This is a genomic window from Paenarthrobacter sp. CCNWLY172 (assembly GCF_037402035.1).
Lineage (GTDB): Bacteria > Actinomycetota > Actinomycetes > Actinomycetales > Micrococcaceae > Arthrobacter.
Window position 1 is genome coordinate 90,214 of record NZ_JBBEGB010000010.1, and the last position, 19,699, is coordinate 109,912.

A 19,699-nucleotide genomic window follows, 5' to 3' on the forward strand; every position below is an offset into this window, starting at 1 on the left:
AGATCAGGCCAACCAAGCAACCGAAGGAGGCCCATGGGCACGCCACTCCCCCGCGATCCCATCGCCGACGCCCAGCGCAACTGGGAGCGGCATGGCTGGGGCGACGTCGCCGCGCCCATGGCCGCCATCACCGCGATCATGCGGACGCAGCAGATCCTGCTGGCCCGCATCGAAACGGTCCTCAAACCGTTCGGGCTGACCTTTGCACGCTACGAGCTGCTGGCGCTGCTGAGTTTCGCCCGCAGCGGCGCGCTGCCTATGAACAAGGCCAGCGCGCTCCTGCAGGTACATCCCACCTCGGTGACCAACGCCGTCGACCGCTTGGAAAAAGCCGCTCTGGTGGCACGCTCTCCGCACCCCACCGACGGCCGCACCACCCTGATTGAGCTCACCGCCGAGGGCCGCACCCTCGCCAAGAAGGCGACGGCGGCACTCAACGCGGAGGTTTTCGGCAAGTCAGGCTTCGGGCACGACGACGTCGATCACCTCATCCGCGTGCTGGGCACCTTCCGCAGGGATGCCGGGGACTTCACCGAGGAGTAACGCCTCTGCCTTTCTATGTTCTGGAGGGTCGGTGCCCGGGCAGGGGTGGAGCCTTTGATTGGTACGAATGCCCGGTAGGGGTGCTGATTTCCAAGGTGTGAACGTCACCGGGCATGGCTTTGGTGCTCCAGCCGGCGTTTTCCTTGATGTGGTTGCACGCCTCGCATAAACCGGCGCCGTTAGCCAAGTTCGTCTTCCCTCCGGCGTGCCACGGAACCGCATGGTCAATATGCCGGATGGGCGCATCACAATACGGCGTTCGGCAGGTGTCGTCGCGGATTTCGATGAAGCGCCGGAGCCCACCTGCAAAGAGCCGGGCCTTGGAATCGGTGGCAAGGAGCTCTCCCGTAGCTGGAGCCGTGTAGAGCCGGCGAAGCCAAACGGTGAGGTCCTGGTCATGGGCTGCCTGCCCCGATCCGAGCAGCTCCCTACCCCATTCAGCCGGGACGATTCCGTAGCCCTTGAGCCGGGCTGGTTCGCTGTCACCCTGGAACAAGGTGCGGTCGGTCATAACGAGATCCAGGTTGATCCCCGAAATCCCGCCCGGGGTGCCCGTAATGCGTTCGGTCAAGGTGTCGGCCATGAGCTGGCCCCGACCTCGAGCATCCCCAGTGGAACGGGCCGAATCAGCCGCTCGAGTCAGCGCGGCGTAGACCGCTACTCCCTGGGCAACCGGAAGCAAGGCCGTCAGGTACGTCATGGTGTCCGGGGCTGGACGGAGGCTGACGGTCCGTTCGGCGGCAGCACGGCTGGCACGCCCGACTACCGACCGCGGATCCCGCCGATATGCGGCAGCTTTTGCGGCAGCAGTGATCGCTTTGTCGCCCTTGCCGTCAAAGGTCCCGGTGTCGGGGGCGAGCTCCTGGTCCACAGCACAACGGTCCTCGACAGACAGGCAGGCCGTTTCCTTAACAAGAAGCGTGGCACGCCATTCATTCAAGTGCCCCGATTTCAGGGCCGCCAAGGTGCGGGGCATCTCCGTGACAAGGGCTTTCGCCAAGCCCAGGAGGCGGGACCCACGGTTTGGTGACTCGCGCCGGGCCAACGCAACCTGCGCTCCCACGCCCTGGCCGCGCTCCGAGGAAGGGACCCCTGCCTCGGCTTGCTCCTGACGTTGAGCCAGATCAAACGCCACAGCAACCCGCGCCTGCAAAGCGGAGATCGCAGACTTCATCTCCTCCAGGACCCGCAACTGTTCGATCAGGTCGCTGCTAACGGTGCTGGCTGTGCCCCTGCCGGGTTGAACGGAATCCACAACGACGGGAGCGCGCCCGAGCGCCACTGCTGCGCCCGTATGCCTCTCCCCAATTCGTTCCATTCCTTTACTCTGGCAGCAGGCACTGACAATATAAGGTCAGCGATCACAGCGGAGCCCCATAGCCTTTGCGCAGCAAGGGAGTCCCTCGGAGGACCTCCCTCAAGCGGGACTCCCTCCCCCGCTGTGAACCTGATGTTCTGGATCCATGACCACAACCTTTCCCACCGCCAAGACCCGGCGTCTGCCGTTGGTGACCTACGTCCTGGCAGCCGGAGTGTTCCTGATGGGAACCACCGAGTTCATTGTTGCGGGGATACTGCCGGAGATCGCCAGTGACCTAGGCACCTCCGTGGCAAGTGCGGGACTCATGATCACGGTGTTTGCTGTCGGCATGATCGTGGGCACTCCCACGATGTCCATCCTGACCCTCAAGCTGCCACGCCGGCTGACGCTGAGCCTCGCGCTGGTGGTGTTCTCTGTTGGTCACGTCATCGTGGCGCTCACCTCCGATTTCACGCTCATTCTTGGCGCACGTTTCCTGACGGCGTTGGCGACAGGCGCTTTCTGGGCGGTAGCCGCCGTCGTGGGTGCCAAAGCGGCAGGCGCTGCGGCAGCCTCGCGGGCGCTAGGGGTGGTGTTGGGCGGCGGGATGCTTGCCAACGTGGTGGGTGTTCCCCTTGGGGCGTTTGCCGGTCAGGTGATTGGCTGGCGGGGACCGTTCTGGATACTCGCTTGCCTGGCCCTGGTGGGTGCAGTTGCCGTGTACCGGTTGGTTGCCTCGGATCTTGTTTCCGGACCCACCCCGTCGGTGCGTGCTGAGCTGGCGAGTATGCGGGACTCGAGGGTTTGGCTTGTCCTGGCGGGCTGCGCGATGGTGTGCGGATCTTCCTTGGCCGCCTACACCTTCATCTCTCCGCTGCTCACCGAGAACACTGGGCTTGCCGCAGCCGCGGTTCCGCTGGTGCTGATGGCGTACGGCGTCGGGGCGTTCATCGGATCCACTCTGGGTGGCCACTTCGGGGCACACCACCCGTACCCGGCCCTGTTCATCTCAGCAGGCATGACATTCCTGGTTCTCGGAGCCCTCTTCCTGTTCTCCCACTACGCCGTGGTGACAGTGGTCCTGATCTTCCTGCTGGGCCTCTTCGGCATGGCCACCAACCCAATATTGATCGGGAAGGCAGTTGGATATGCCGGGCATGCGCCCACTCTTGCCTCAGCGCTTAGCACTTCAGCATTCAACCTGGGTACGGCCGTGGGGTCGTGGATGGCCGGCTTCGCGTTGGAATCCGCGCTGGGAGCCAGCGGTCCGGTGCTGGTGGGTGCGGGAGTAGCTGCGCTCTACTTCCTGCCGCTCCTGGTGTTGTTTCGGAAGGACCCGCGGGAACGTCGGCCGGAAGAAGATCGCTGATCTCCCCACGGACCTCAACCGCAGAGGGTCTCCTGGGCCCGACCCGAGGAAGGCTACCGTGTCCATAGCGAGGGTGGGTCTTGCCCCAAGTGAAGCAAAGGCTGCCTGTTCCCCCGTCGGCATTTCCGCCGAGAGCAACTCAACGGTGGGGACAAAGTCCCCCATCGTGGAGTTGACTGTTATACGGCGGATTTCTTCAACGAGGACGGTTGTATGAGGATTGGAGAATTATCCACGAGGACTGGCGTCAGCGTCAGGTCGCTGCGTTATTACGAACAGCAGCTCTTGGTTGAGCCGCAGCGGACTTCGGCGGGCCACCGCATTTACTCGATCGAAGACGAGCATCTTGTGCTTCAAATCCAGGACTTATTTGAAGCTGGTTTTTGCAGCTCCGTAATTCGCACGCTGCTTCCTGCCTTGCTCAATCCCGAGAGAGACCGTGATCTGATTCTAGCGGCCGTGACAGCTGCGCGGGCGCGGCTGGAGAGCGAGAAAGAAACCGTCGAAGCCGAACTTCGGCAGCTGAAACGGCTAGGAGATCGCTACGGACTTGCACCTGACACGCATGTCACCCTCCAAGATGATGGACATGAATCTTTCACAGCCGCCCAGACAATTGCGTTTGATCATCGAAACAGACGACTTCGATAGCGCCCTGCATTTTTACCGTGACGTCCTTGGGCTTACGGAACAGCCTGCTTTCGCAACCGACGGTGAGGATCGAGTGGCAATACTGAACGTCGCCGCGGCGACGATTGAGCTCGCCACACGCACACACATTCACAACATCGACGCTATCGAGAACGCACCATCTGTCGAAGGGCCTACTGCCCGAATCGCCCTTGAGGTGGACAACACCGAAGTCGCTATGACCTCCGCCGAAGAGTTTGGGTTGAAGGTGCTCGCACCTGCAACCAGAACTCCCTTCGAGACCATTAACGGAAGAGTTCAAGGTCCTTCTGGCTGGCAACTGACCTTCTTCCAAGAACTTGAAACTCTGCAAGAACGTACCAAGAGGAAGGGCTTCACCACTGATGTCCATCGGTCCCGGTAAGGTTCCTCTGAAGCTGCACGCCTTGCCGGCGGGAGCATAGCTGAAGACACATCAGCCGTCCGGCAGTCAGCTGTCCGCGACGGTCCTTTCGGCAGCAGGCTGAACACCGTATTCGCTGGCCGCCCACGATGCCAACAGCTGCAGACGCTCGGCCGACGGCGATCCGGGTTCCGCAGCGTAGATGGTCAGGGTCAATCCGGGTTCTGCGGCCATCTCCAGGCCCTCAAAGGCGAGCGTCATCTCGCCAACGATGGGGTGGTTGAACGTCTTGAACCCCGTGCCGTGATGGCGGACGTTGTGGGCGCCCCAGCGGGTGCGGAACTCCTCGCTGCGGGTGCTGAGTTCACCAATGAGATCGTGAAGCTCTTTGTTGTGCGGGTCGCGCCCAGCCTCTGTGCGCAGGATGGAAACGGTCACTTCCGCAAAGGCATCCCAGTCCGGGTAGAACTCGTGGGCACGATCATCCAGGAACGTAAACCGTGCGATGTTGGGCGCCTGGCCCGGCATGTCGTAACAGTCCTTGTAGAACGCCCGGGCCAACGGGTTCACGGCCAGCAGATCCATCCGGCCGTTCCGAACAAAGGCGGGACCTGCGGTGACAGCATCCAAGGCCCACTGCAGGCTCTGATGCGGCACGTAGGACTTGGCGCTGCGTCGCCTCGGCGGCCGCGCAACCGGACTGGCGGAGTGAGCGAGATCGAACAGATGGGCCCGTTCCGCGTCGTCCAAGCACAACGCCCGCGCCAGGCTTTCAAGCACTTGTGGCGATGCACCGCTGATGGCACCGCGCTCCAAACGGGTGTAATACTCAACGCTCAGTCCGGCAAGAGTGGCCACCTCACTGCGCCGCAATCCCTTGACCCGTCGATTCGAACCGGCCGGCAGCCCCACCTGCTCAGGGGTTACCTGGGCACGCCGGGAGATCAGGAATTCGCGTACTTCTGCCCGATTGTCCATACCTTCACCCTAGTTCCGGGCCGTCGCGCGAGGGAGTCCCTGAGAGGGCCTCCACCGGCTTATGCAGGCTCGGCCTTCCGGCGGGACACCAACACGGGACTGTGGGCATGGTGAAGGACAGCGTGCGCCGTGGAACCAATGGTGCCCTTGATGACCCCGTGCCCTTTGGTCCCCACCACCGTCAGGCGTGCTCCTTGCGAAGCTTTGACCACAGCCCGGGAGAAGGAAGCATCCACCAGCAACTCTCCGGCCACCTCGATCCCGGGTGCTTTGTGGCGGGCCCGGCTCATGACGGAATCCAGGAGGGCTTCTGCGTCGGGATAGTCTTCAACGGGATCGCGCAACCGCCGGTACCCGGCAGGTTCGTGGAGCACATGCACGATCTTGAGGTCAGCCCCTGATGCTTCAGCGAAATGGCACGCATCCTCAAGTGCTGCCGGTGATCCTGAGTCATCGACAGCCAGCAACACAAAGCCTTCAGGGTTGTCGTCCGCACGGATCACGGCCACTGGGCACTCTGCCGTTGCTGCCATCTCCAGGCTGACGGATCCCACCAGCAAACCCATGAACCCGCCCAGTCCCCGGCTTCCGAGCACCAACATCGCAGTGCCGGCCGAAACGTGGGCCAAGTGATCGCGGGGCATCCCGTGCAACAGGGTGGTGTTGACTTCCAGCTCGGGGACGGTCTCCTTGGCGAGAGCCGCACCTTCCTCCAGGACTTTCTGAGCGGCCCGTTCCAGACCGCTATCGGCAACCCCAGGAACGGGTCCCCTGTTATGGGACAGCAGGACCCACAAGGAACAGTGCACTACGTGGAGGGAACAGTCCCGCAGGATCGCATGTTTAGCGGCCCACTGAACGGCGCGGTGTGATTCTTCGGATCCGTCATAGCCAACCACGATCGTCTTGGATGCACCCTCGTTCGTCATGGCCAGAGCCTACGCCGGCCCCGGGAGCGGCACCATAGCGTCACGCCCACCGCCACAACGCAGCACGCTGCTAGGCTCCGATGCTGACACTTCAGGAGGAAACACCGTGGGCTTTGCCGAAGAACTCAGGAACCAATCAGCCGAGGATTGGGACGCCGCCGTTAACCATCCATTCGTGGACCAACTGCTGGACGGGTCCCTTCCCGATGAGCAGCTGCGCCATTACCTGGTGCAGGATTACCAGTTCTGCGATGCCTTCACCGCTCTCTTGGGTCAAGCCGTAGCCTCGGCACCGTCGCTGCCTTCCCGGCTGGTGTTCGCTGGTGTCCTCGGGGCCTTCGCATCCGACGAGAATACGTACTTCCAGGATTGCTTTAATGAACTGGACGTTCCGGAAACGGACAGGACAACACCAGCACTCGGGCCTGCCACACGCGATTTCGACGACCTGATGCGGAAGGCCCTCGCCACCCGCTCCTACCCGGAGGTCCTTGCTGTTCTGCTGGTTGCCGAATGGCTGTACGGAGATTGGGCCGCGCGCGCCGGAGACCCCACCCAGTGGCCCGCCGAACCCAAGCATGCCGAGTGGATCCGCCTCCACAACAACCCCGAGTACAACGCGTGGGTGACGTGGCTGCGCGACGAGTTCGACGCCGTCGAGCCTTCACTGCCTCAGGAGCGGAACCGCGTTGCTGCGGTCTTCGCGGAGGCAGTGCGGCTGGAGCGGGCGTTCTTCGACGCAACGCTGACCTCCGCCGCTGTCAGCTAACCCTGCTTCCGGACGGTGTAACTGAGCTCCACCAAGCCTTGGTCGTAGCTGTTCACGTCCACGAGTTTCAGAAGGGCGGGGTCGTGTCCGGCGGGGAACACGCCCCTGCCGGCGCCTTGGCCTATCGGCATGACCACCAACCGGACCGCGTCCACCTCGCCGGCCGCGAAGAACGTCTGACCCAGGGACAAACTGCCCCATAGGACAATGTCCTTGGCGGACTCGCGCTTGATGCGGCGGATCGCCTCGATCGCGTCGCCGGATTCAACGTTCGACGGCGGGAAGTCGCCCCACGGGGCTTCCTTCAGGTGGCGCGAAAACACGTGGCGGCGCAGGCCATTCAGGGCTGGTGCGATGATCTCGCCCTCCGACGCGGGCGTCGGCCAGAACTCCACGAAGTATATGTAGGTGTTGGCACCCAGAACCATGGCTTCCACGCTGCCAAGCCATTCGAGTTGGGCCCGGTCAAACTCGGCCGTTCCGCCTTCCAATAACTCGTAGGCCTTGAACTCGTTGTTGGTGTCGGCGGCGAAACCGTCGGCGGTCACAAAATCCTGCACGATCAGCTGTCCCATGACTCACTCCTCGACTGCGGGTGGTGGCCCGCAGGAGCCTACGCCGCGAAGTACGGGCGGACAACCCTTTGGCGGGTCTCCTGTTCATCGGAGCCACGGCAAGACTCCGGAGTTCCCGTCAGCTCGGTCCAGTGCCAGCTGTCAGGGCAGTCATCGTTGTCGCAAAATTGCCAGGTCATGGGGTCCCTCATTGTCGTCTGTTCGTGTGTCCATAGAAAGGACACGCGAGCAGCCGGAACGTGACGAGGGAAGGACCGTGAGCTGCGTCTTACTCAGCCTGCGGAGGTGAAGGCGAAGATCAACGCCGAGCCCAGGGACAGGACTCCTATGCCGTAACCCACCACCAGAGCGGCAATGGCGAAGCCCCGTCCCCGTTCGCCGCGCTGCTGAATCTGGTTCAAGGCCACATGGCCTGCCCCAACGACGAAGACCGCGATGACGGCCATGCCCGCGAAAAACAGCCCGACGAGGGCAAGTACGGCCATGGCTGCGGCAACGAGGGCCTGCCGGTTGATCGGCTGGGTGGATGCTTCAGTGTGGTTAGCCTGAACGATCTCCGTTGACATGTTCTCTCCCCATTTGTAAGTGCACCGAGTCTATCCCCGACACTCCCGAAAACACGCGCGAATTACCGGTGTTTGAACTCCGGTTGGCGCTTCTCACTGAAGGCGGCCATGCCCTCCTTTTGGTCCTCGGTAGCGAAGAGCGAATGGAAAACTCTCCGTTCGAAGACAACCCCTTGGGACAGTCCCATCTCGAAGGCCGCGTTGACGGCCTCCTTGGCCACCATGGCGGCGGGCTTGGACTTGGACGCGATGACTTCTGCTGCCTTGACTGCTTCGTCGATGACCTCAGCGGCGGGAACCACCCTGGAGACCAAGCCGGACCGTTCGGCTTCGTCCGCATCCATGAACCGGCCCGTCAGGACCATGTCCATCGCTTTGGCCTTGCCCACGGCGCGGGTCAGCCGCTGAGAGCCGCCCATGCCCGGGATGACGCCCAGGTTGATCTCCGGCTGGCCAAACTTGGCGTTGTCCCCGGCGATGATGAAATCCGCCATCATGGCCAGTTCGCAGCCACCACCCAGGGCAAAACCGGAAACCGCAGCTATGACTGGAATCCGCAGGCGGGTGAGGTCCTCCCACCGCCGGAACCAATCTGCCGCGTACATGTCCATGTAGCTGTTGGAAGACATTTCCTTGATGTCGGCCCCGGCTGCGAATGCCTTGGCGGATCCCGTGATCACCACGGCCCCCACTTCAGGGTCGGTATCCATGGCGGAAACTGCATCCACGAGCTCATTCATGAGTGCGGTGTTCAGCGCATTCAACGCCTCCGGCCGGTTCAGGGTCACCAGTCCAACCCGGCCCCGCCGTTCCACCACAATGTTCTGGTACTGCTCCGTCATGCTCTCCCTCTCCGCCAAGCCCAACAAATCACAACCACTCAGTTCCAACCTCTCACACGGACTTGTCCCGAATCTCCGTGATGATGCCGGAGAAGTCCCTGCCGGCGCCCTCGCCGGCAGCGAAGGCATCATAGATTCGCGATGCCAACGGCCCCATCTCCGCCGCTACTCCTGTACTTTCCAACGCATTCAGTGCCAGGCGCAGGTCCTTGGCCATCAATGCTCCGGCGAAACCCGGCTGGTAGTCGCGGTTGGCGGGGCTGGTGGGTACGGGGCCCGGAACAGGACAGTTGGTTGTGAGCGCCCAGCATTGCCCGGATGCGTTGGATGCGACGTCGAACAACGCCTGATGCGTGAGGCCCAACTTCTCGCCCAACACGAAGGCCTCGGCAACAGCAATCATGGACACACCCAGGATCATGTTGTTGCAGACCTTGGCGGCCTGCCCGGCACCGTGGTCCCCGCAGTGGACAATACGTTTGCCCATCAATTCCAGGATCGGCTGCACGGTCTCAAAATCCTCCGGAAGCGCACCCACCATGAACGTCAAGGTGCCCGCCTCGGCGCCCACCACGCCGCCGGAAACCGGGGCGTCAACGGACCGGTGACCCGCTGCCACGGCCAGCGCCGCGGCTTCCCGGGCTTCGTCCACGTTGATGGTGGAGCAGTCCAGGAACAGGGTGTTCGGCTTCGCAACCGACAGCAGCCCCGGTCCGTCCACGCCACGGTAGGCATCCAGGACATGCTTGCCGCTGGGGAGCATGGTCAGCACCACGGCCGCCTCCGCTGCAGCCTCGTGGGCAGAGGATGCCATGGGAATCCCGTGGGCCAACGCCGCTTCCACGGCCGCCGGAACGGGATCGTACCCAATAACGTCGTGTCCGGCCTTGATCAGGTTGGCCGCCATCGGCCCGCCCATGTGGCCGAGACCGAGGAAAGCGATGAGTCCCGTTTCCGGGCCTTGGATATCTGACATGGCTGCATTCTCTGTCATACCGTCTCCTTCGACTCGCTGCCCAGCCCGGCCAGACCCAGTTCCCGTTCGCCGAGCGGCTCAAAGTACCCCTCGACGTCGGACGGCTGGACGTCAGCCAGGGCAGGCGGCTTCCATTGCGGATTCCTGTCCTTGTCCACTACCTGCGCGCGGATGCCCTCCCGGAAATCAGGACCTGCCAAGCAGCGAAGCCCCACGCGATACTCCTGATCCAAAGCCTCCTCCAGGGAAAGCCCCCGCACCCGTCGCAGCGATTCCAAGGCGACTTTCACCGATGTGGGAGACTTCGCCTCAATCGTGTCCGCCGCGGCAGCAGCTTCGGCCCCGGCAGAGCGCAGGCTCCGGACAATCTCTTCAGCGTCGTCATACACGTACGCGGCGTCGATCCATTCGCGCTGCGCCGCCAGTGCCGAGTCCGGCGCGGCTTGCGCGAAACGCCCGACGGCGGCTTCCGGCGTCGAGCCTTCCAGCGCTTCCGCCAGCGCCGGCAGGTTTTCGGACGGCACAAAGTGGTCAGCGAGTCCCAGGAACAACGCATCCGAGCCGGACAGGTGTGCTCCCGTCAGGGCCGCGTGGGTTCCCGTCTCCCCCGGCGCGCGCGACAGCAGGAGCGTTCCACCGACGTCGGGCACAAAACCGATGGTTGTTTCCGGCATGCCGGTACGCGTCCGTTCGGTGACCACGCGCACCGAGCCATGGGCCGAGATGCCAACGCCACCGCCCAAAACCAGCCCGTCCATGAACGCCACGTACGGTTTGGGATAGTGGGCAATCAACGAGTTCAGCCGGTACTCGTCCGCCCAGAACTCCGCAGTTTCGGTTCCGCCGTGCAGCATGTCCTTGTAGATGGCCACAATGTCGCCGCCGGCACACAGCCCGCGGTCTCCCGCGCCGCGCACCAGAACGGTGGCAACGGCGTCGTCGTCGGCCCACTCCGTAAGCTGCCGGAACATGGCTTGCACCATTCCCGCATTCAGGGCGTTGACGGCTTTCGGACGGTTCAGGGTCACGATGCCCAGGTGGCCCCGACGCTCAAACAGAACTTCGTCTTCAGTCTCTGGAGCCCCCATCAGCTGCCCGCCGGCATGATGAAGCTGGCGCCTTGGCGGATGCCGGAGGGCCAGCGCGACGTCACGGTCTTGGTCTTGGTGTAGAACCGGAACGCGTCGGCGCCGTGCTGGTTGAGATCGCCGAAGCCCGAGGCTTTCCAGCCGCCGAACGTGTAGTACGCAATCGGCACGGGAATCGGCACGTTGATGCCCACCATGCCCACCTCCACGCGGCTGGCGAAGTCGCGGGCGGAGTCGCCGTCGCGGGTGAAAATCGCGACGCCGTTGCCGAACTCGTGCTCGCTGCAGAGCCTGAGCGCTTCGTCGTAGTCAGCTGCGCGCAGCACGCTCAGGACAGGTCCGAAGATCTCTTCCTTGTAGATCTTCATGTCCTTGGTGACGTTGTCGAAGAGGGTGGGGCCAACCCAGAAGCCGCCGTCGTAGCCGTCCACGGTGAGTCCGCGGCCGTCGGTGACCAGGGTTGCGCCTTCGTCCACCCCGGACTGGATGTAGCCCTCAATGCGTTCCTTTGCAGAGGCTGCCACGACCGGCCCGAAGTCCGAGTCCTTGTCCAGGCTGTGGCCAACCTTCAGGTCCTTGACGCGCTCGGTCAGCTTGGCCACCAGGGCATCGGCAGTTTCTTGTCCCACCGGCACGGCTACGGAGATGGCCATGCAACGTTCACCCGCGGAACCGTACCCGGCACCAATCAGTGCGTCGGCTGCCATGTCCAGATCGGCGTCGGGCATGATCACCATGTGGTTCTTTGCCCCGCCGAAGCACTGTGCACGCTTGCCGTGCGCAGCTGCCGTGGCGTAGATGTACTGTGCGATGGGAGTTGAGCCCACAAAGCCGATGGCTTTCACGCGCGGATCTTCGAGCAGTGCGTCCACGGCTTCTTTGTCACCGTTGATGACGTTGAAGACGCCGTTGGGAACCCCGGCTTCGCTGTACAGCTCGGCCAGGCGCAGCGGAACCGACGGGTCCCGTTCGGAGGGCTTGAGGATGAAGGCGTTCCCGGCTGCGAGCGCCGGGCCGGACTTCCACAGCGGAATCATGGCCGGGAAGTTGAACGGCGTGATGCCCGCGACCACACCGAGGGGCTGGCGGAGCGAGTGGACGTCGATCCCCTGTCCGGCGTTGTCCGAGAACTCGCCCTTAAGGAGGTGCGGTGCGCCGGCGGAGAACTCCACCACCTCGATGCCGCGCTGGATGTCGCCCTTGGCGTCCGCGAACGTCTTGCCATGCTCGGAGGACAGGAGCGTGGCGAGTTCGTCCATGTTTTCGTTGACCAGGTCCACGAACTTGAGCAGGATGCGTCCCCGGCGTTGCGGGTTCATCGCCGCCCATTCGAGTTGGCCCTTTTCGGCATTTGCGACGGCGTTGCGGACCTCGTCGGCGCTGGCCAGCGGAAGCCGGGCCTGGACTTCGCCCGTGCAGGGATCGTAGACATCGCTGAAGCGGCCGGACGTGCCGTCGATCCTCTGGCCGTCTACGTAGTGTGAAAGCTCGCGCACCATGGTGGAATGCTCCTTTGCATCGTGAATGACTGCCGTGCCGCCGGGTGCTGGGACCACTGCGGGGAACACGTGACCAACTGTGATCCAGGTCATCTCTGAACCCGAATATACTCGGACTTCCTACTAATTTCCAGAGGGTTGTTTTGAGGGCGGGTGGCTTCCTAGTGGACTTCCTTCATCCCCTTGTACGCTTCGAGTGCTTCCGCCCGGGTGGTTTTGAGGTCCACAATTTCCCCGGGGTATTCGGGCGTTCCGAATTCGGGGATCCAGTGGGCGATGTACTTCCCTTGGGGATCGAACTTAACCCGCTGGGCCTCAGGGTTGAAGATCCTGAAGAAGGGCGAGGCGTCTGCTCCGGAGCCGGCCACCCACTGCCAGTTGGCGGGATTCGACGCCGGATCTGCATCCACCAGGGTGTCCCAGAACCACTGCTCACCGAGCTGCCAATGGATACCCAGGTTCTTCACCAGGAAGCTGGCGGCCACCATGCGTACGCGGTTGTGCATCCAGCCGGTGTGCCATAACTGGCGTTGCCCGGCGTCCACCATGGGGAAACCTGTGCGGCCCTGCTGCCAGGCCCGGAACTCCTCCGGCGCACTGTCGTGGCCGGGATTTTTACCGTTCTCTCCGCTGCTGCCGGGCCACGCCCACGGAAAGCGATCAAACTCGGAGCGAAGGTTCGCGGTGGCGAGCTCCGGGTTGTGGAAATACTGGTGCCAGCAGAATTCACGCCACCCCAGCTCAGAAGCAAAGATCGAGGCGCTTTCGGACCGCTTGGAACCCAGGGCATGCCACACCTCAAACGGGCTCAGCTCACCCCACCTGAGGTAAGGCGACAGGCAGCTGCTCCCATCGGTATCCGGACGGTTCCGGCCCTCGCTGTAGTTGGAGAGCCCCTTCTCCACGAACGCAGCGAGACGCTGGTGGCCGGCAGCCGCTCCAGGCGTCCACATCCCGGCCAATCCCCCGGACCAGTCCGGATGGGTGGGCAGGAGATGCCAGGAGTCCAGCTTTTCATCGGCCGGCAGCTTGCCCGTGTAACCATGCCCCTTCGCGGGCACGGCCAACGGCTCGCGGAATTCCTGTGCGGACACCGTCCGCCAGAAAGGTGTGAAGACCTTGTATTGTCCACCCGTTTTGGTGGTCACGTTCCATGGCTCATGAAGCAGGGAAGCCTGAAAACTGGCTACGTGGAGCCCGGCCCCGCCCGCCCAGGTCTTGAGTCCGGCGTCGACCGTTCGCTCAGCCGCACCGTACCGGCGGTTCCAGTAGAGCGCGCCCGCACCAACCGCCGTCGCGGTTTCCTGCACTGCCTCCGCGGCGGGTCCGCGGCGGAGCAGCAGCGGGATGCCGAGTTTGTCCAGTTCTTCACGCAGCGCTGTCAGCGAATGGTGGAGCCACCACCGTGCGGCGCCGCCATGGGCGCGGATTCCCGGCGATTCTTCGTCGAGGACGAACAGGGCCACGGCTTCACCGTCGTCGACGGCGGCCCGCAAGGCCGGATTGTCGGCGACCCTCAGGTCGTCCCGGAACCACACGATCGACGGTTTCATCAATTCCTTTCAGCGCACACCCCGGAAACAGGAACAACCCATGCCCCCTCATGAAATCCTAGGGGCACGGGCTGGACGCAGGCTGTTTGATTAAATCAGGCGATGGACGGAACAGCTTCCTCGGAGAAGTCGGAAAGAACCGGGCTGTTGGTTTCGGACTCGCTCCACAAAGGAACACTGTTCATGACGTAGTCCCTTGCGGCCGCACCCACCATGCTCATTCCGGGATAGATTCTGCGGCCGTTTTCCTTGATGGGCCTGAGACCTTCAAGGCCAAGGGCTGTCTTAAAAGCGGAGTCGGGAATGGGGATTTTACGTCCAAGAACACACCAGCTGATGTACAGGCCATAGAAAGTATCAAAATCCAAGCCGTTCTCAGTGTCGTCCTCAAACACCACGCAATCTCGGATAAAGCTGCTGATTTGGGTGTCGGTCATTACGGGGCCTCCGGCGTCGGAAGAAAAGCGGGCCGCCGGGCTGCATCAGCGAATGTCCTGTTCCCATTATAGACCCCTTATACCGCGGAGTAGCTGGAATACAGGTTAACTCTGGGTTGCGGACACGAATTTCCCCCACTCCGGACCGAGGCCCCGGACGGCTCTGGTGCCGGCACCCTCTCCAGCGTAGCGTCGACTATATCCACGCAAACGGCCGGTCCCCACAGCAGTCGCCGGCCACAGCAGCCGGAACAGCCAGTGGCAAGGAGCACCAAGTGGGTGGTTGGAATGCTGACACCGCGGCCGGGCCTTTGGGGTCGGGCACGGTCACTTTGGTGGAAGGTTCGTCCTTCTGCATTTCCTCCTCCAACGGAGACATCCATCCCGACCTGCCCCACGGCGTCTTCCATCTGGATACCCGCATTCTTTCGCGGTGGGAACTGACCATCAACGGCCAGGTGGTGGAGCCTTTGGCCGCCGAAATCCGGGAACCCTACCGCGCACTGTTCGCAGGCCGGGTTCCCCGCTCCGATGGCTATGCGGACAGCCCCCTTCTGGTGGAGAGACTCAGGGAAGTCGGGACGGGCATCTTTGAGGAAATCACAGTCCGCAACTACTCCAAGCACCCTGTGGAGTACCAAATTCTCCTGACCGCCGAGTCGGATTTTGCGGACCTTTTTGAAGTGAAGGAAGCCCGCATCACCCGCGAATGGAAGGAAACCCGCGTCCCGGAGGGTGATTCCCTGGTGATCCGTGGAAAGTGGGAGGGAATCCGCAAGGGCGTGGTGATCCGGGCTGAGGGCGCCGGCGCAGGAGCCCGGGCATTGGGCTTCACGGCTAAGATTCCGTCTTCGGGAAGCTGGAGCACCCGCGTGAGTGTTGTTCCCGCCGGGGATGGCACAGGAACGCCGTTCGCCCACCCGTCCCGCGGCGACATGTCCCCCAGCGATCGCCGTCGGCAGGAATGGGTAGCCAAGATTCCCCGTCTGCAGGTGGGAAACCGTTCCATACAACGCACTCTCAGCCGCAGTTACGAAGACTTGGGGGCGCTGCGGATCCAGGACCCGGACCATCCGGACAGGGTGGTCGTGGCCGCCGGAGCGCCGTGGTTCATGACGTTGTTCGGCCGGGACTCACTGTGGGCATCCGAGATGGCGTTGCCGGTTGACCCGTCGCTGGCGTTGGGGACCCTCCGTACCCTCGCTGACCGGCAAGGAAGGGTGGTGGACCCTGCCAGCGAGGAGGAGCCGGGGAAGATCCTGCATGAAGTCCGGCTCGATGTTTCCAGCAGCCTGGCCTTGGGCGGCAAGTCCGCGTACTACGGAAGCGTGGACGCCACTCCCCTTTTTGTGATTGTCCTGGGCTCCGTCAGCCGGTGGGGCTTCGCCAAAGACGTCATTTCGGAGCTGCTCCCCAAAGCGGACCGTGCGCTTGACTGGATCAGGGACTACGGCGACCGCGATGGCGACGGTTTTGTGGAGTACGGGCGGCCCAACCAGCACGGGCTCATCAACCAGGGGTGGAAGGACTCCTGGGACGGCATCAACTTTGCCGATGGCACCATTGCTGAGCCACCGTTGGCGCTGTGCGAAGTCCAGGCGTACGTGCATGGCGCCTATATGGCGCGCGCCTGGATGGCGTACGACGACGGCGACCTCACCTTGGCGGCCGAACTCCGGGAACGCGCGGACCGCCTGAAAAAGAAGTTCAACGAAGAGTTCTGGCTCCCGGACAAGGGCTACTATGCGGTGGCCTTGGATAAGGACAAACGGCCAGTGGACGCGTGTGCTTCGAACATGGGGCACTGCCTGTGGTTCGGCCTGGTGGATGAAGACAAGGCACCGCTGGTGGTGGAACGGTTGATGTCTCCGGAGATGTTCAGCGGATGGGGCGTCCGGACCCTGGCCTCGGACATGGGCGCCTACAACCCGGCCAGCTACCACAACGGGTCAGTGTGGCCGCACGACAATGCGCTGATAGCGGCAGGGCTGCTCCGCTACGGATTCGTGGAGGAAGCCCAGCGTATTGCCGCTGCGCTTCTTGACGCTGCGGAGTCCTCGGGCGGAAGACTCCCGGAACTCTTCTGCGGCTTTCCCCGCGAACAGTTCAGGGAACCGGTACCTTACCCAACGGCGTGTTCCCCACAAGCCTGGGCCGCCACCACTCCCATCCAGTTGATCACCGGACTCATGCGGTACGACGCCCACATCTCCCTGGGAGGGCTCTGGCTGGACCCGGTCCTGCCGGCGTCCTTTGGCGACCTGCACATCAGCAACGCCCCCATGGGAAGCGGACGCATCACCATTGACATCGATGGCTCGTCGGCGCAGGTGGAGGGACTTCCCGAGGGCATGACCCTCCACCGCGCACAACGGCCGTGGATCACGGAGCTGGTGGAACGGGCGGAGCTTAGGCGGGCTGAACCCCTTAGCTAGGCATCGATCACCATGTCAGTGCGTGCCGTGGAGCAGCACGGCAGGAACTTGCCGGCGTCGATTTCCCGTGCCCGGATCCCGCCCTGATGGTTCATCTCGACCTCACCGGAAAGCTTGACGATCTTGCACGAGCCGCACATGCCTTCCTTGCAGTTGGCGCCGATCCTGACGCCGGCACGCTGGGCGGGGCCAAGAATGTGCTCGCTGGGGTCGACGCGTACATTAATGCCCGTGCGCATGAAGGACAGGGTGAGGCTGCCCGTTCCCACCGTGTCAAAGCTCGAGGCATCAGGAGTAACAGGCTCCTGCTCCACGTCCGCACCGCCGTCGGAGGCATCCGATCCGGACCCGTCCGGATCGGAAGTTTCCAGCGGCAGGCCCGTGGCCTTCAACGTTCCTCCTGCGTCGTAGCCGGGCTCGTAGAGTCCGAACGCCGTGGGCTGGCTTTCGTAGTAGTCCTCGGCGGAATCGGCGATCTCCTCCGCGATTTCCTCCGCAATATCGGCCGCCAGGGCGAGTTCCGCCTGATATTCGAGGATGGTCTGGCGGTCTCCGGTGAAGAATTCCATGTGGATGGAGGTGTCGTCGACGCCTACCTTCCCCAGGAGTTCGGTGGCCGTGTTCAGGTACCCTTCGGGGCCGCAGGCATAGACCTGCCGGCCGTTGGCATCGGGAGCCACCTGGTCCAGCATGGCCGCCGTCAGCCTTCCGCTGAGCCCTTCCCAGTCGTCGGGTTTGCCGCGATCGCCCAGGGAGTAGAAGACCTTGATGCGCGAGTCCACGGAGGCGATGTAGGCGAGCTCCTTGTTGAAGGCAAAGCCCTCGGCCGCCGCTCCGTGGTAGAGCACCACGACGTCGGCCTCCCCCGGCAGCGAGTGAATGGTCCGCACCATCGACATGATGGGCGTGATCCCCGCCCCAGCGGCCAAGAGCAGGTAGCGTGCCCGCCGGTCGGCGTCCGGCAAGTGGAACGCGCCCACCGGACCAAGCATCTCCAAAACAGTCCCTGGTTTGATGTTCTCGTGCACCCACGGTGAGACCAAGCCCGTGGGATCGCGCTTGACCGTGATGTCGAAGGTCCACGGTTTGGTGGGCGCGCTGGACAGAGAGTAGCTGCGGTCCGCCGGATCCTGGTCCTCGCCGTTCACGGGGAAGGCGACGTTCACGTACTGTCCAGCACGGAAAGCCAGGGGCGCACCGTCGGAGCGACGGAACACGAAGGTCATCATGCCGCCCACTTCGGGAACAATCTCAACGCATTCGGCCATGAACTCCTGCGGATGCCACGGGCCCAAAGCGCGGGCCGCGCTGGCCGGCCCCTCGGTGCTGCCCATCACCCTGTTCCACGGCATCTCAAGGCCGCGGATGCGATGTGGTTCCTGGACTACCGTCTCAGTGAGGAGTTCGGTCATGCCAAGTGCTCCTGGACACGCTGTACGTACCAGTTGATGAAGGCCTCCACCTGGTATTCGCTCTTCATGTAGGGGCCGGGCTCGTAGGCGGGGCTGCCGGCGCCCGTCTGGCACAACTCCACGAACGCCTTGTCCTGCAGGTTGGTCTGCTTCCAGGTGTAGGTGAGCTTTTCCAGGTCGTAGTCCACGCCTTCCACGGCGTCATCGGCCACCAGCCAGGTGGTGCGGACCAGTGACTGGTGTTCGTTGATGGGGAAGACACCGAAGGTGATGACGTGGTCGCTCTGGAAGTGGAACCAGCTGTTGGGCTGCAGGTGCATCGAGCAGCGGCCCAAACGGAAGTCCCGCAAGTCACCGAGCAGCTTCTTGGAAAGCCGGCGGCCATCGGGCGAGAATGACTCGCCCTCGCCGTCGAGCGATTCACGTGAGATGCGGATTCCCGCAATGCGGGTATCGAGCTCCTCCACCACCTCGTAGGGAAGGCCGTAACGGCGGCAACGCTCCTCCAGCGAGGCTTGTGCTTCCTTGTTACGGTCCCATACTTCTTCAAGGTGGGCCGGGATCAAGCCCTCCGTCAGGCCCCAGGTGGGGAAGAGGGAACAGGCCAGCTCAGGGTGGCCATCGCAGTGGTAGCACTCACGGTTGTTCTCCATGACGAGCTTCCAGTTGCCCTCTTCAACGATGTTCTGCTGGTAGGCAATCTTGGTCTTGGAGAGATCGTGTGGAGCGAGGTACGGTTCGAAGATTTTGGAAGTTTCGTCAAAATCTGCCGGCGGCTCGTCTGCGATGCAGACGAAGATGAGTCCGGCAACCACGCGGCTGTGAGCGCGCTTGAGGCCGAAGCAGCCCTTGTCGAACTTGGTCTCGCCCGGCGCCGAGGCGTGGATCAGGTTGCCCTCCGGAGAGTACGTCCAGGAGTGGTAGCCGCAGACCAGGTTTCCGGTTGACCCGGCGGGCTCGGTCAGGACACGGGCACCGCGGTGGCGGCAGACGTTGTGCAGGACGTTCACGCCACCGTCGTCATTGCGCAGCACGATCAGGGAGTAGGGACCATAGTCGACGGTGACGTAGTCGCCCGGCTCCGGCAATTCGGCGATGCTGCCGGCAAAGATCCAGTGCTGGCCAAAAATGGCTTCCATATCGATCTTGAAGATCGTGGCGTCGGTGTAGAACGGCGCATCGAGGGAATATCCCTTGCGCCGGAACTCGAACAGACCGCTGATCTCCGCCAGCTGCTCTGCAGGCAAAGATGAAGCGAGTTTTCCGCGTGAGTTGAGGGGCAAGACTGGAGCAGACATATGTTTTCCTCCCGGGAGGCATGGGTCAGAGTGTGTTTCGTGGGGAGCACTGCTGCGTTGGGTGCGAGCGGCGTTGTCGAAAACCTTATAGTCATGA

The 19,699-nt window shown here is 63.1% G+C and carries 20 protein-coding genes; 6 read left to right on the plus strand and 14 right to left on the minus strand.

The window, feature by feature from the left end:
- Positions 1-33 precede the first annotated feature (33 nt).
- Positions 34-543 (plus strand): MarR family winged helix-turn-helix transcriptional regulator, encoded by a 510-nt coding sequence (locus WBN73_RS16275; protein WP_207596070.1) that lies wholly within the window; start codon positions 34-36, stop codon positions 541-543.
- 13 nt (positions 544-556) lie between these two features.
- On the opposite strand, the gene WBN73_RS16280 is transcribed toward WBN73_RS16275, so the two are convergent.
- Positions 557-1,861, minus strand: coding sequence for an HNH endonuclease (locus WBN73_RS16280; protein WP_337340810.1), 1,305 nt, complete (start codon positions 1,859-1,861; stop codon positions 557-559).
- A gap of 145 nt (positions 1,862-2,006) precedes the next feature.
- Here WBN73_RS16280 and WBN73_RS16285 point away from each other — a divergent pair, with 145 nt between their 5' ends.
- The 3 genes from WBN73_RS16285 (at position 2,007) to WBN73_RS16295 (ending at position 4,266) form a co-directional block, all read left to right on the plus strand.
- Entirely contained in the window at positions 2,007-3,212 is a 1,206-nt protein-coding gene (locus WBN73_RS16285) for an MFS transporter (protein WP_207596068.1), read from the plus strand.
- 213 nt (positions 3,213-3,425) lie between these two features.
- Complete coding sequence (locus WBN73_RS16290) at positions 3,426-3,863, plus strand: MerR family transcriptional regulator (RefSeq protein ID WP_337340809.1); 438 nt, start codon at positions 3,426-3,428, stop codon at positions 3,861-3,863.
- Positions 3,802-4,266 carry a VOC family protein gene (locus WBN73_RS16295; RefSeq protein ID WP_337340808.1) on the plus strand — a complete coding sequence of 155 codons (465 nt, stop codon included), beginning with the start codon at positions 3,802-3,804 and terminating at the stop codon, positions 4,264-4,266. Before WBN73_RS16290 ends, WBN73_RS16295 begins: the two co-directional genes overlap by 62 nt.
- 66 nt (positions 4,267-4,332) lie before the next feature.
- On the opposite strand, the gene WBN73_RS16300 is transcribed toward WBN73_RS16295, so the two are convergent.
- Positions 4,333-5,223 carry a helix-turn-helix transcriptional regulator gene (locus WBN73_RS16300; protein WP_207596066.1) on the minus strand — a complete coding sequence of 297 codons (891 nt, stop codon included), beginning with the start codon at positions 5,221-5,223 and terminating at the stop codon, positions 4,333-4,335.
- Between the two features lie 59 nt (positions 5,224-5,282).
- Positions 5,283-6,152: a universal stress protein gene (locus WBN73_RS16305; protein WP_337340807.1), complete on the minus strand. Its 870-nt coding sequence runs from the start codon at positions 6,150-6,152 to the stop codon at positions 5,283-5,285.
- A gap of 106 nt (positions 6,153-6,258) precedes the next feature.
- Between WBN73_RS16305 and WBN73_RS16310 the strand changes: the two genes are divergently transcribed.
- Positions 6,259-6,921, plus strand: coding sequence for a TenA family protein (locus WBN73_RS16310; RefSeq protein ID WP_337340806.1), 663 nt, complete (start codon positions 6,259-6,261; stop codon positions 6,919-6,921).
- On the opposite strand, the gene WBN73_RS16315 is transcribed toward WBN73_RS16310, so the two are convergent.
- From WBN73_RS16315 to WBN73_RS16355, 9 genes are all read right to left on the minus strand, one after another.
- Positions 6,918-7,496, minus strand: a complete 579-nt coding sequence (locus WBN73_RS16315) for a dihydrofolate reductase family protein (protein ID WP_337340805.1) — start codon at positions 7,494-7,496, stop codon at positions 6,918-6,920. The genes WBN73_RS16310 and WBN73_RS16315 overlap by 4 nt on opposite strands.
- Positions 7,497-7,534: 38 nt before the next feature.
- Positions 7,535-7,675 carry a hypothetical protein gene (locus tag WBN73_RS16320; RefSeq protein WP_207596062.1) on the minus strand — a complete coding sequence of 47 codons (141 nt, stop codon included), beginning with the start codon at positions 7,673-7,675 and terminating at the stop codon, positions 7,535-7,537.
- A gap of 93 nt (positions 7,676-7,768) precedes the next feature.
- Positions 7,769-8,062, minus strand: coding sequence for a DUF4190 domain-containing protein (locus WBN73_RS16325; protein ID WP_089593463.1), 294 nt, complete (start codon positions 8,060-8,062; stop codon positions 7,769-7,771).
- A gap of 62 nt (positions 8,063-8,124) precedes the next feature.
- On the minus strand, positions 8,125-8,904 hold the full coding sequence (locus tag WBN73_RS16330) for an enoyl-CoA hydratase (RefSeq protein ID WP_207596061.1): 780 nt from the start codon (positions 8,902-8,904) through the stop codon (positions 8,125-8,127).
- A gap of 52 nt (positions 8,905-8,956) precedes the next feature.
- Complete coding sequence (mmsB, locus tag WBN73_RS16335; protein WP_207596060.1) at positions 8,957-9,898, minus strand: 3-hydroxyisobutyrate dehydrogenase; 942 nt, start codon at positions 9,896-9,898, stop codon at positions 8,957-8,959.
- Complete coding sequence (locus WBN73_RS16340; protein ID WP_337340804.1) at positions 9,895-10,968, minus strand: enoyl-CoA hydratase/isomerase family protein; 1,074 nt, start codon at positions 10,966-10,968, stop codon at positions 9,895-9,897. The genes mmsB and WBN73_RS16340 overlap by 4 nt, the downstream gene beginning before the upstream one ends.
- A complete protein-coding gene (locus tag WBN73_RS16345) occupies positions 10,968-12,467 on the minus strand; it encodes a CoA-acylating methylmalonate-semialdehyde dehydrogenase (RefSeq protein WP_280627958.1) in 1,500 nt (499 codons plus the stop codon). Before WBN73_RS16345 ends, WBN73_RS16340 begins: the two co-directional genes overlap by 1 nt.
- A gap of 161 nt (positions 12,468-12,628) precedes the next feature.
- Positions 12,629-14,020 (minus strand): cryptochrome/photolyase family protein, encoded by a 1,392-nt coding sequence (locus WBN73_RS16350; protein ID WP_337340803.1) that lies wholly within the window; start codon positions 14,018-14,020, stop codon positions 12,629-12,631.
- A 95-nt stretch (positions 14,021-14,115) separates the two neighbouring features.
- Positions 14,116-14,457: a hypothetical protein gene (locus WBN73_RS16355; RefSeq protein WP_207596057.1), complete on the minus strand. Its 342-nt coding sequence runs from the start codon at positions 14,455-14,457 to the stop codon at positions 14,116-14,118.
- 275 nt (positions 14,458-14,732) lie between these two features.
- On the opposite strand from WBN73_RS16355, the gene WBN73_RS16360 reads away from it, so the two are divergent.
- Positions 14,733-16,892, plus strand: a complete 2,160-nt coding sequence (locus WBN73_RS16360; RefSeq protein WP_337340802.1) for an amylo-alpha-1,6-glucosidase — start codon at positions 14,733-14,735, stop codon at positions 16,890-16,892.
- Here the strand turns inward: WBN73_RS16360 and WBN73_RS16365 are convergent.
- Together WBN73_RS16365 and WBN73_RS16370 are read right to left on the minus strand one after the other, a co-directional pair.
- On the minus strand, positions 16,889-18,304 hold the full coding sequence (locus WBN73_RS16365; protein ID WP_207596055.1) for a ferredoxin reductase: 1,416 nt from the start codon (positions 18,302-18,304) through the stop codon (positions 16,889-16,891). The genes WBN73_RS16360 and WBN73_RS16365 overlap by 4 nt on opposite strands.
- Entirely contained in the window at positions 18,301-19,602 is a 1,302-nt protein-coding gene (locus WBN73_RS16370; RefSeq protein ID WP_280626329.1) for an aromatic ring-hydroxylating oxygenase subunit alpha, read from the minus strand. The genes WBN73_RS16365 and WBN73_RS16370 overlap by 4 nt, the downstream gene beginning before the upstream one ends.
- Positions 19,603-19,699 lie beyond the last annotated feature (97 nt).

Coding starts and splice junctions, on each gene's coding strand:
- WBN73_RS16275 (WP_207596070.1), top strand. CDS start 34: ATGGGCACGCCACTCCCCCGCGATCCCATCGCCGACGCCCAGCGCAAC.
- WBN73_RS16280 (WP_337340810.1), bottom strand. CDS start 1,861: ATGGAACGAATTGGGGAGAGGCATACGGGCGCAGCAGTGGCGCTCGGG.
- WBN73_RS16285 (WP_207596068.1), top strand. CDS start 2,007: ATGACCACAACCTTTCCCACCGCCAAGACCCGGCGTCTGCCGTTGGTG.
- WBN73_RS16290 (WP_337340809.1), top strand. CDS start 3,426: ATGAGGATTGGAGAATTATCCACGAGGACTGGCGTCAGCGTCAGGTCG.
- WBN73_RS16295 (WP_337340808.1), top strand. CDS start 3,802: ATGAATCTTTCACAGCCGCCCAGACAATTGCGTTTGATCATCGAAACA.
- WBN73_RS16300 (WP_207596066.1), bottom strand. CDS start 5,223: ATGGACAATCGGGCAGAAGTACGCGAATTCCTGATCTCCCGGCGTGCC.
- WBN73_RS16305 (WP_337340807.1), bottom strand. CDS start 6,152: ATGACGAACGAGGGTGCATCCAAGACGATCGTGGTTGGCTATGACGGA.
- WBN73_RS16315 (WP_337340805.1), bottom strand. CDS start 7,496: ATGGGACAGCTGATCGTGCAGGATTTTGTGACCGCCGACGGTTTCGCC.
- WBN73_RS16320 (WP_207596062.1), bottom strand. CDS start 7,675: ATGACCTGGCAATTTTGCGACAACGATGACTGCCCTGACAGCTGGCAC.
- WBN73_RS16325 (WP_089593463.1), bottom strand. CDS start 8,062: ATGTCAACGGAGATCGTTCAGGCTAACCACACTGAAGCATCCACCCAG.
- WBN73_RS16330 (WP_207596061.1), bottom strand. CDS start 8,904: ATGACGGAGCAGTACCAGAACATTGTGGTGGAACGGCGGGGCCGGGTT.
- mmsB (WP_207596060.1), bottom strand. CDS start 9,898: ATGACAGAGAATGCAGCCATGTCAGATATCCAAGGCCCGGAAACGGGA.
- WBN73_RS16340 (WP_337340804.1), bottom strand. CDS start 10,968: ATGGGGGCTCCAGAGACTGAAGACGAAGTTCTGTTTGAGCGTCGGGGC.
- WBN73_RS16345 (WP_280627958.1), bottom strand. CDS start 12,467: ATGGTGCGCGAGCTTTCACACTACGTAGACGGCCAGAGGATCGACGGC.
- WBN73_RS16350 (WP_337340803.1), bottom strand. CDS start 14,020: ATGAAACCGTCGATCGTGTGGTTCCGGGACGACCTGAGGGTCGCCGAC.
- WBN73_RS16355 (WP_207596057.1), bottom strand. CDS start 14,457: ATGACCGACACCCAAATCAGCAGCTTTATCCGAGATTGCGTGGTGTTT.
- WBN73_RS16365 (WP_207596055.1), bottom strand. CDS start 18,304: ATGACCGAACTCCTCACTGAGACGGTAGTCCAGGAACCACATCGCATC.
- WBN73_RS16370 (WP_280626329.1), bottom strand. CDS start 19,602: ATGTCTGCTCCAGTCTTGCCCCTCAACTCACGCGGAAAACTCGCTTCA.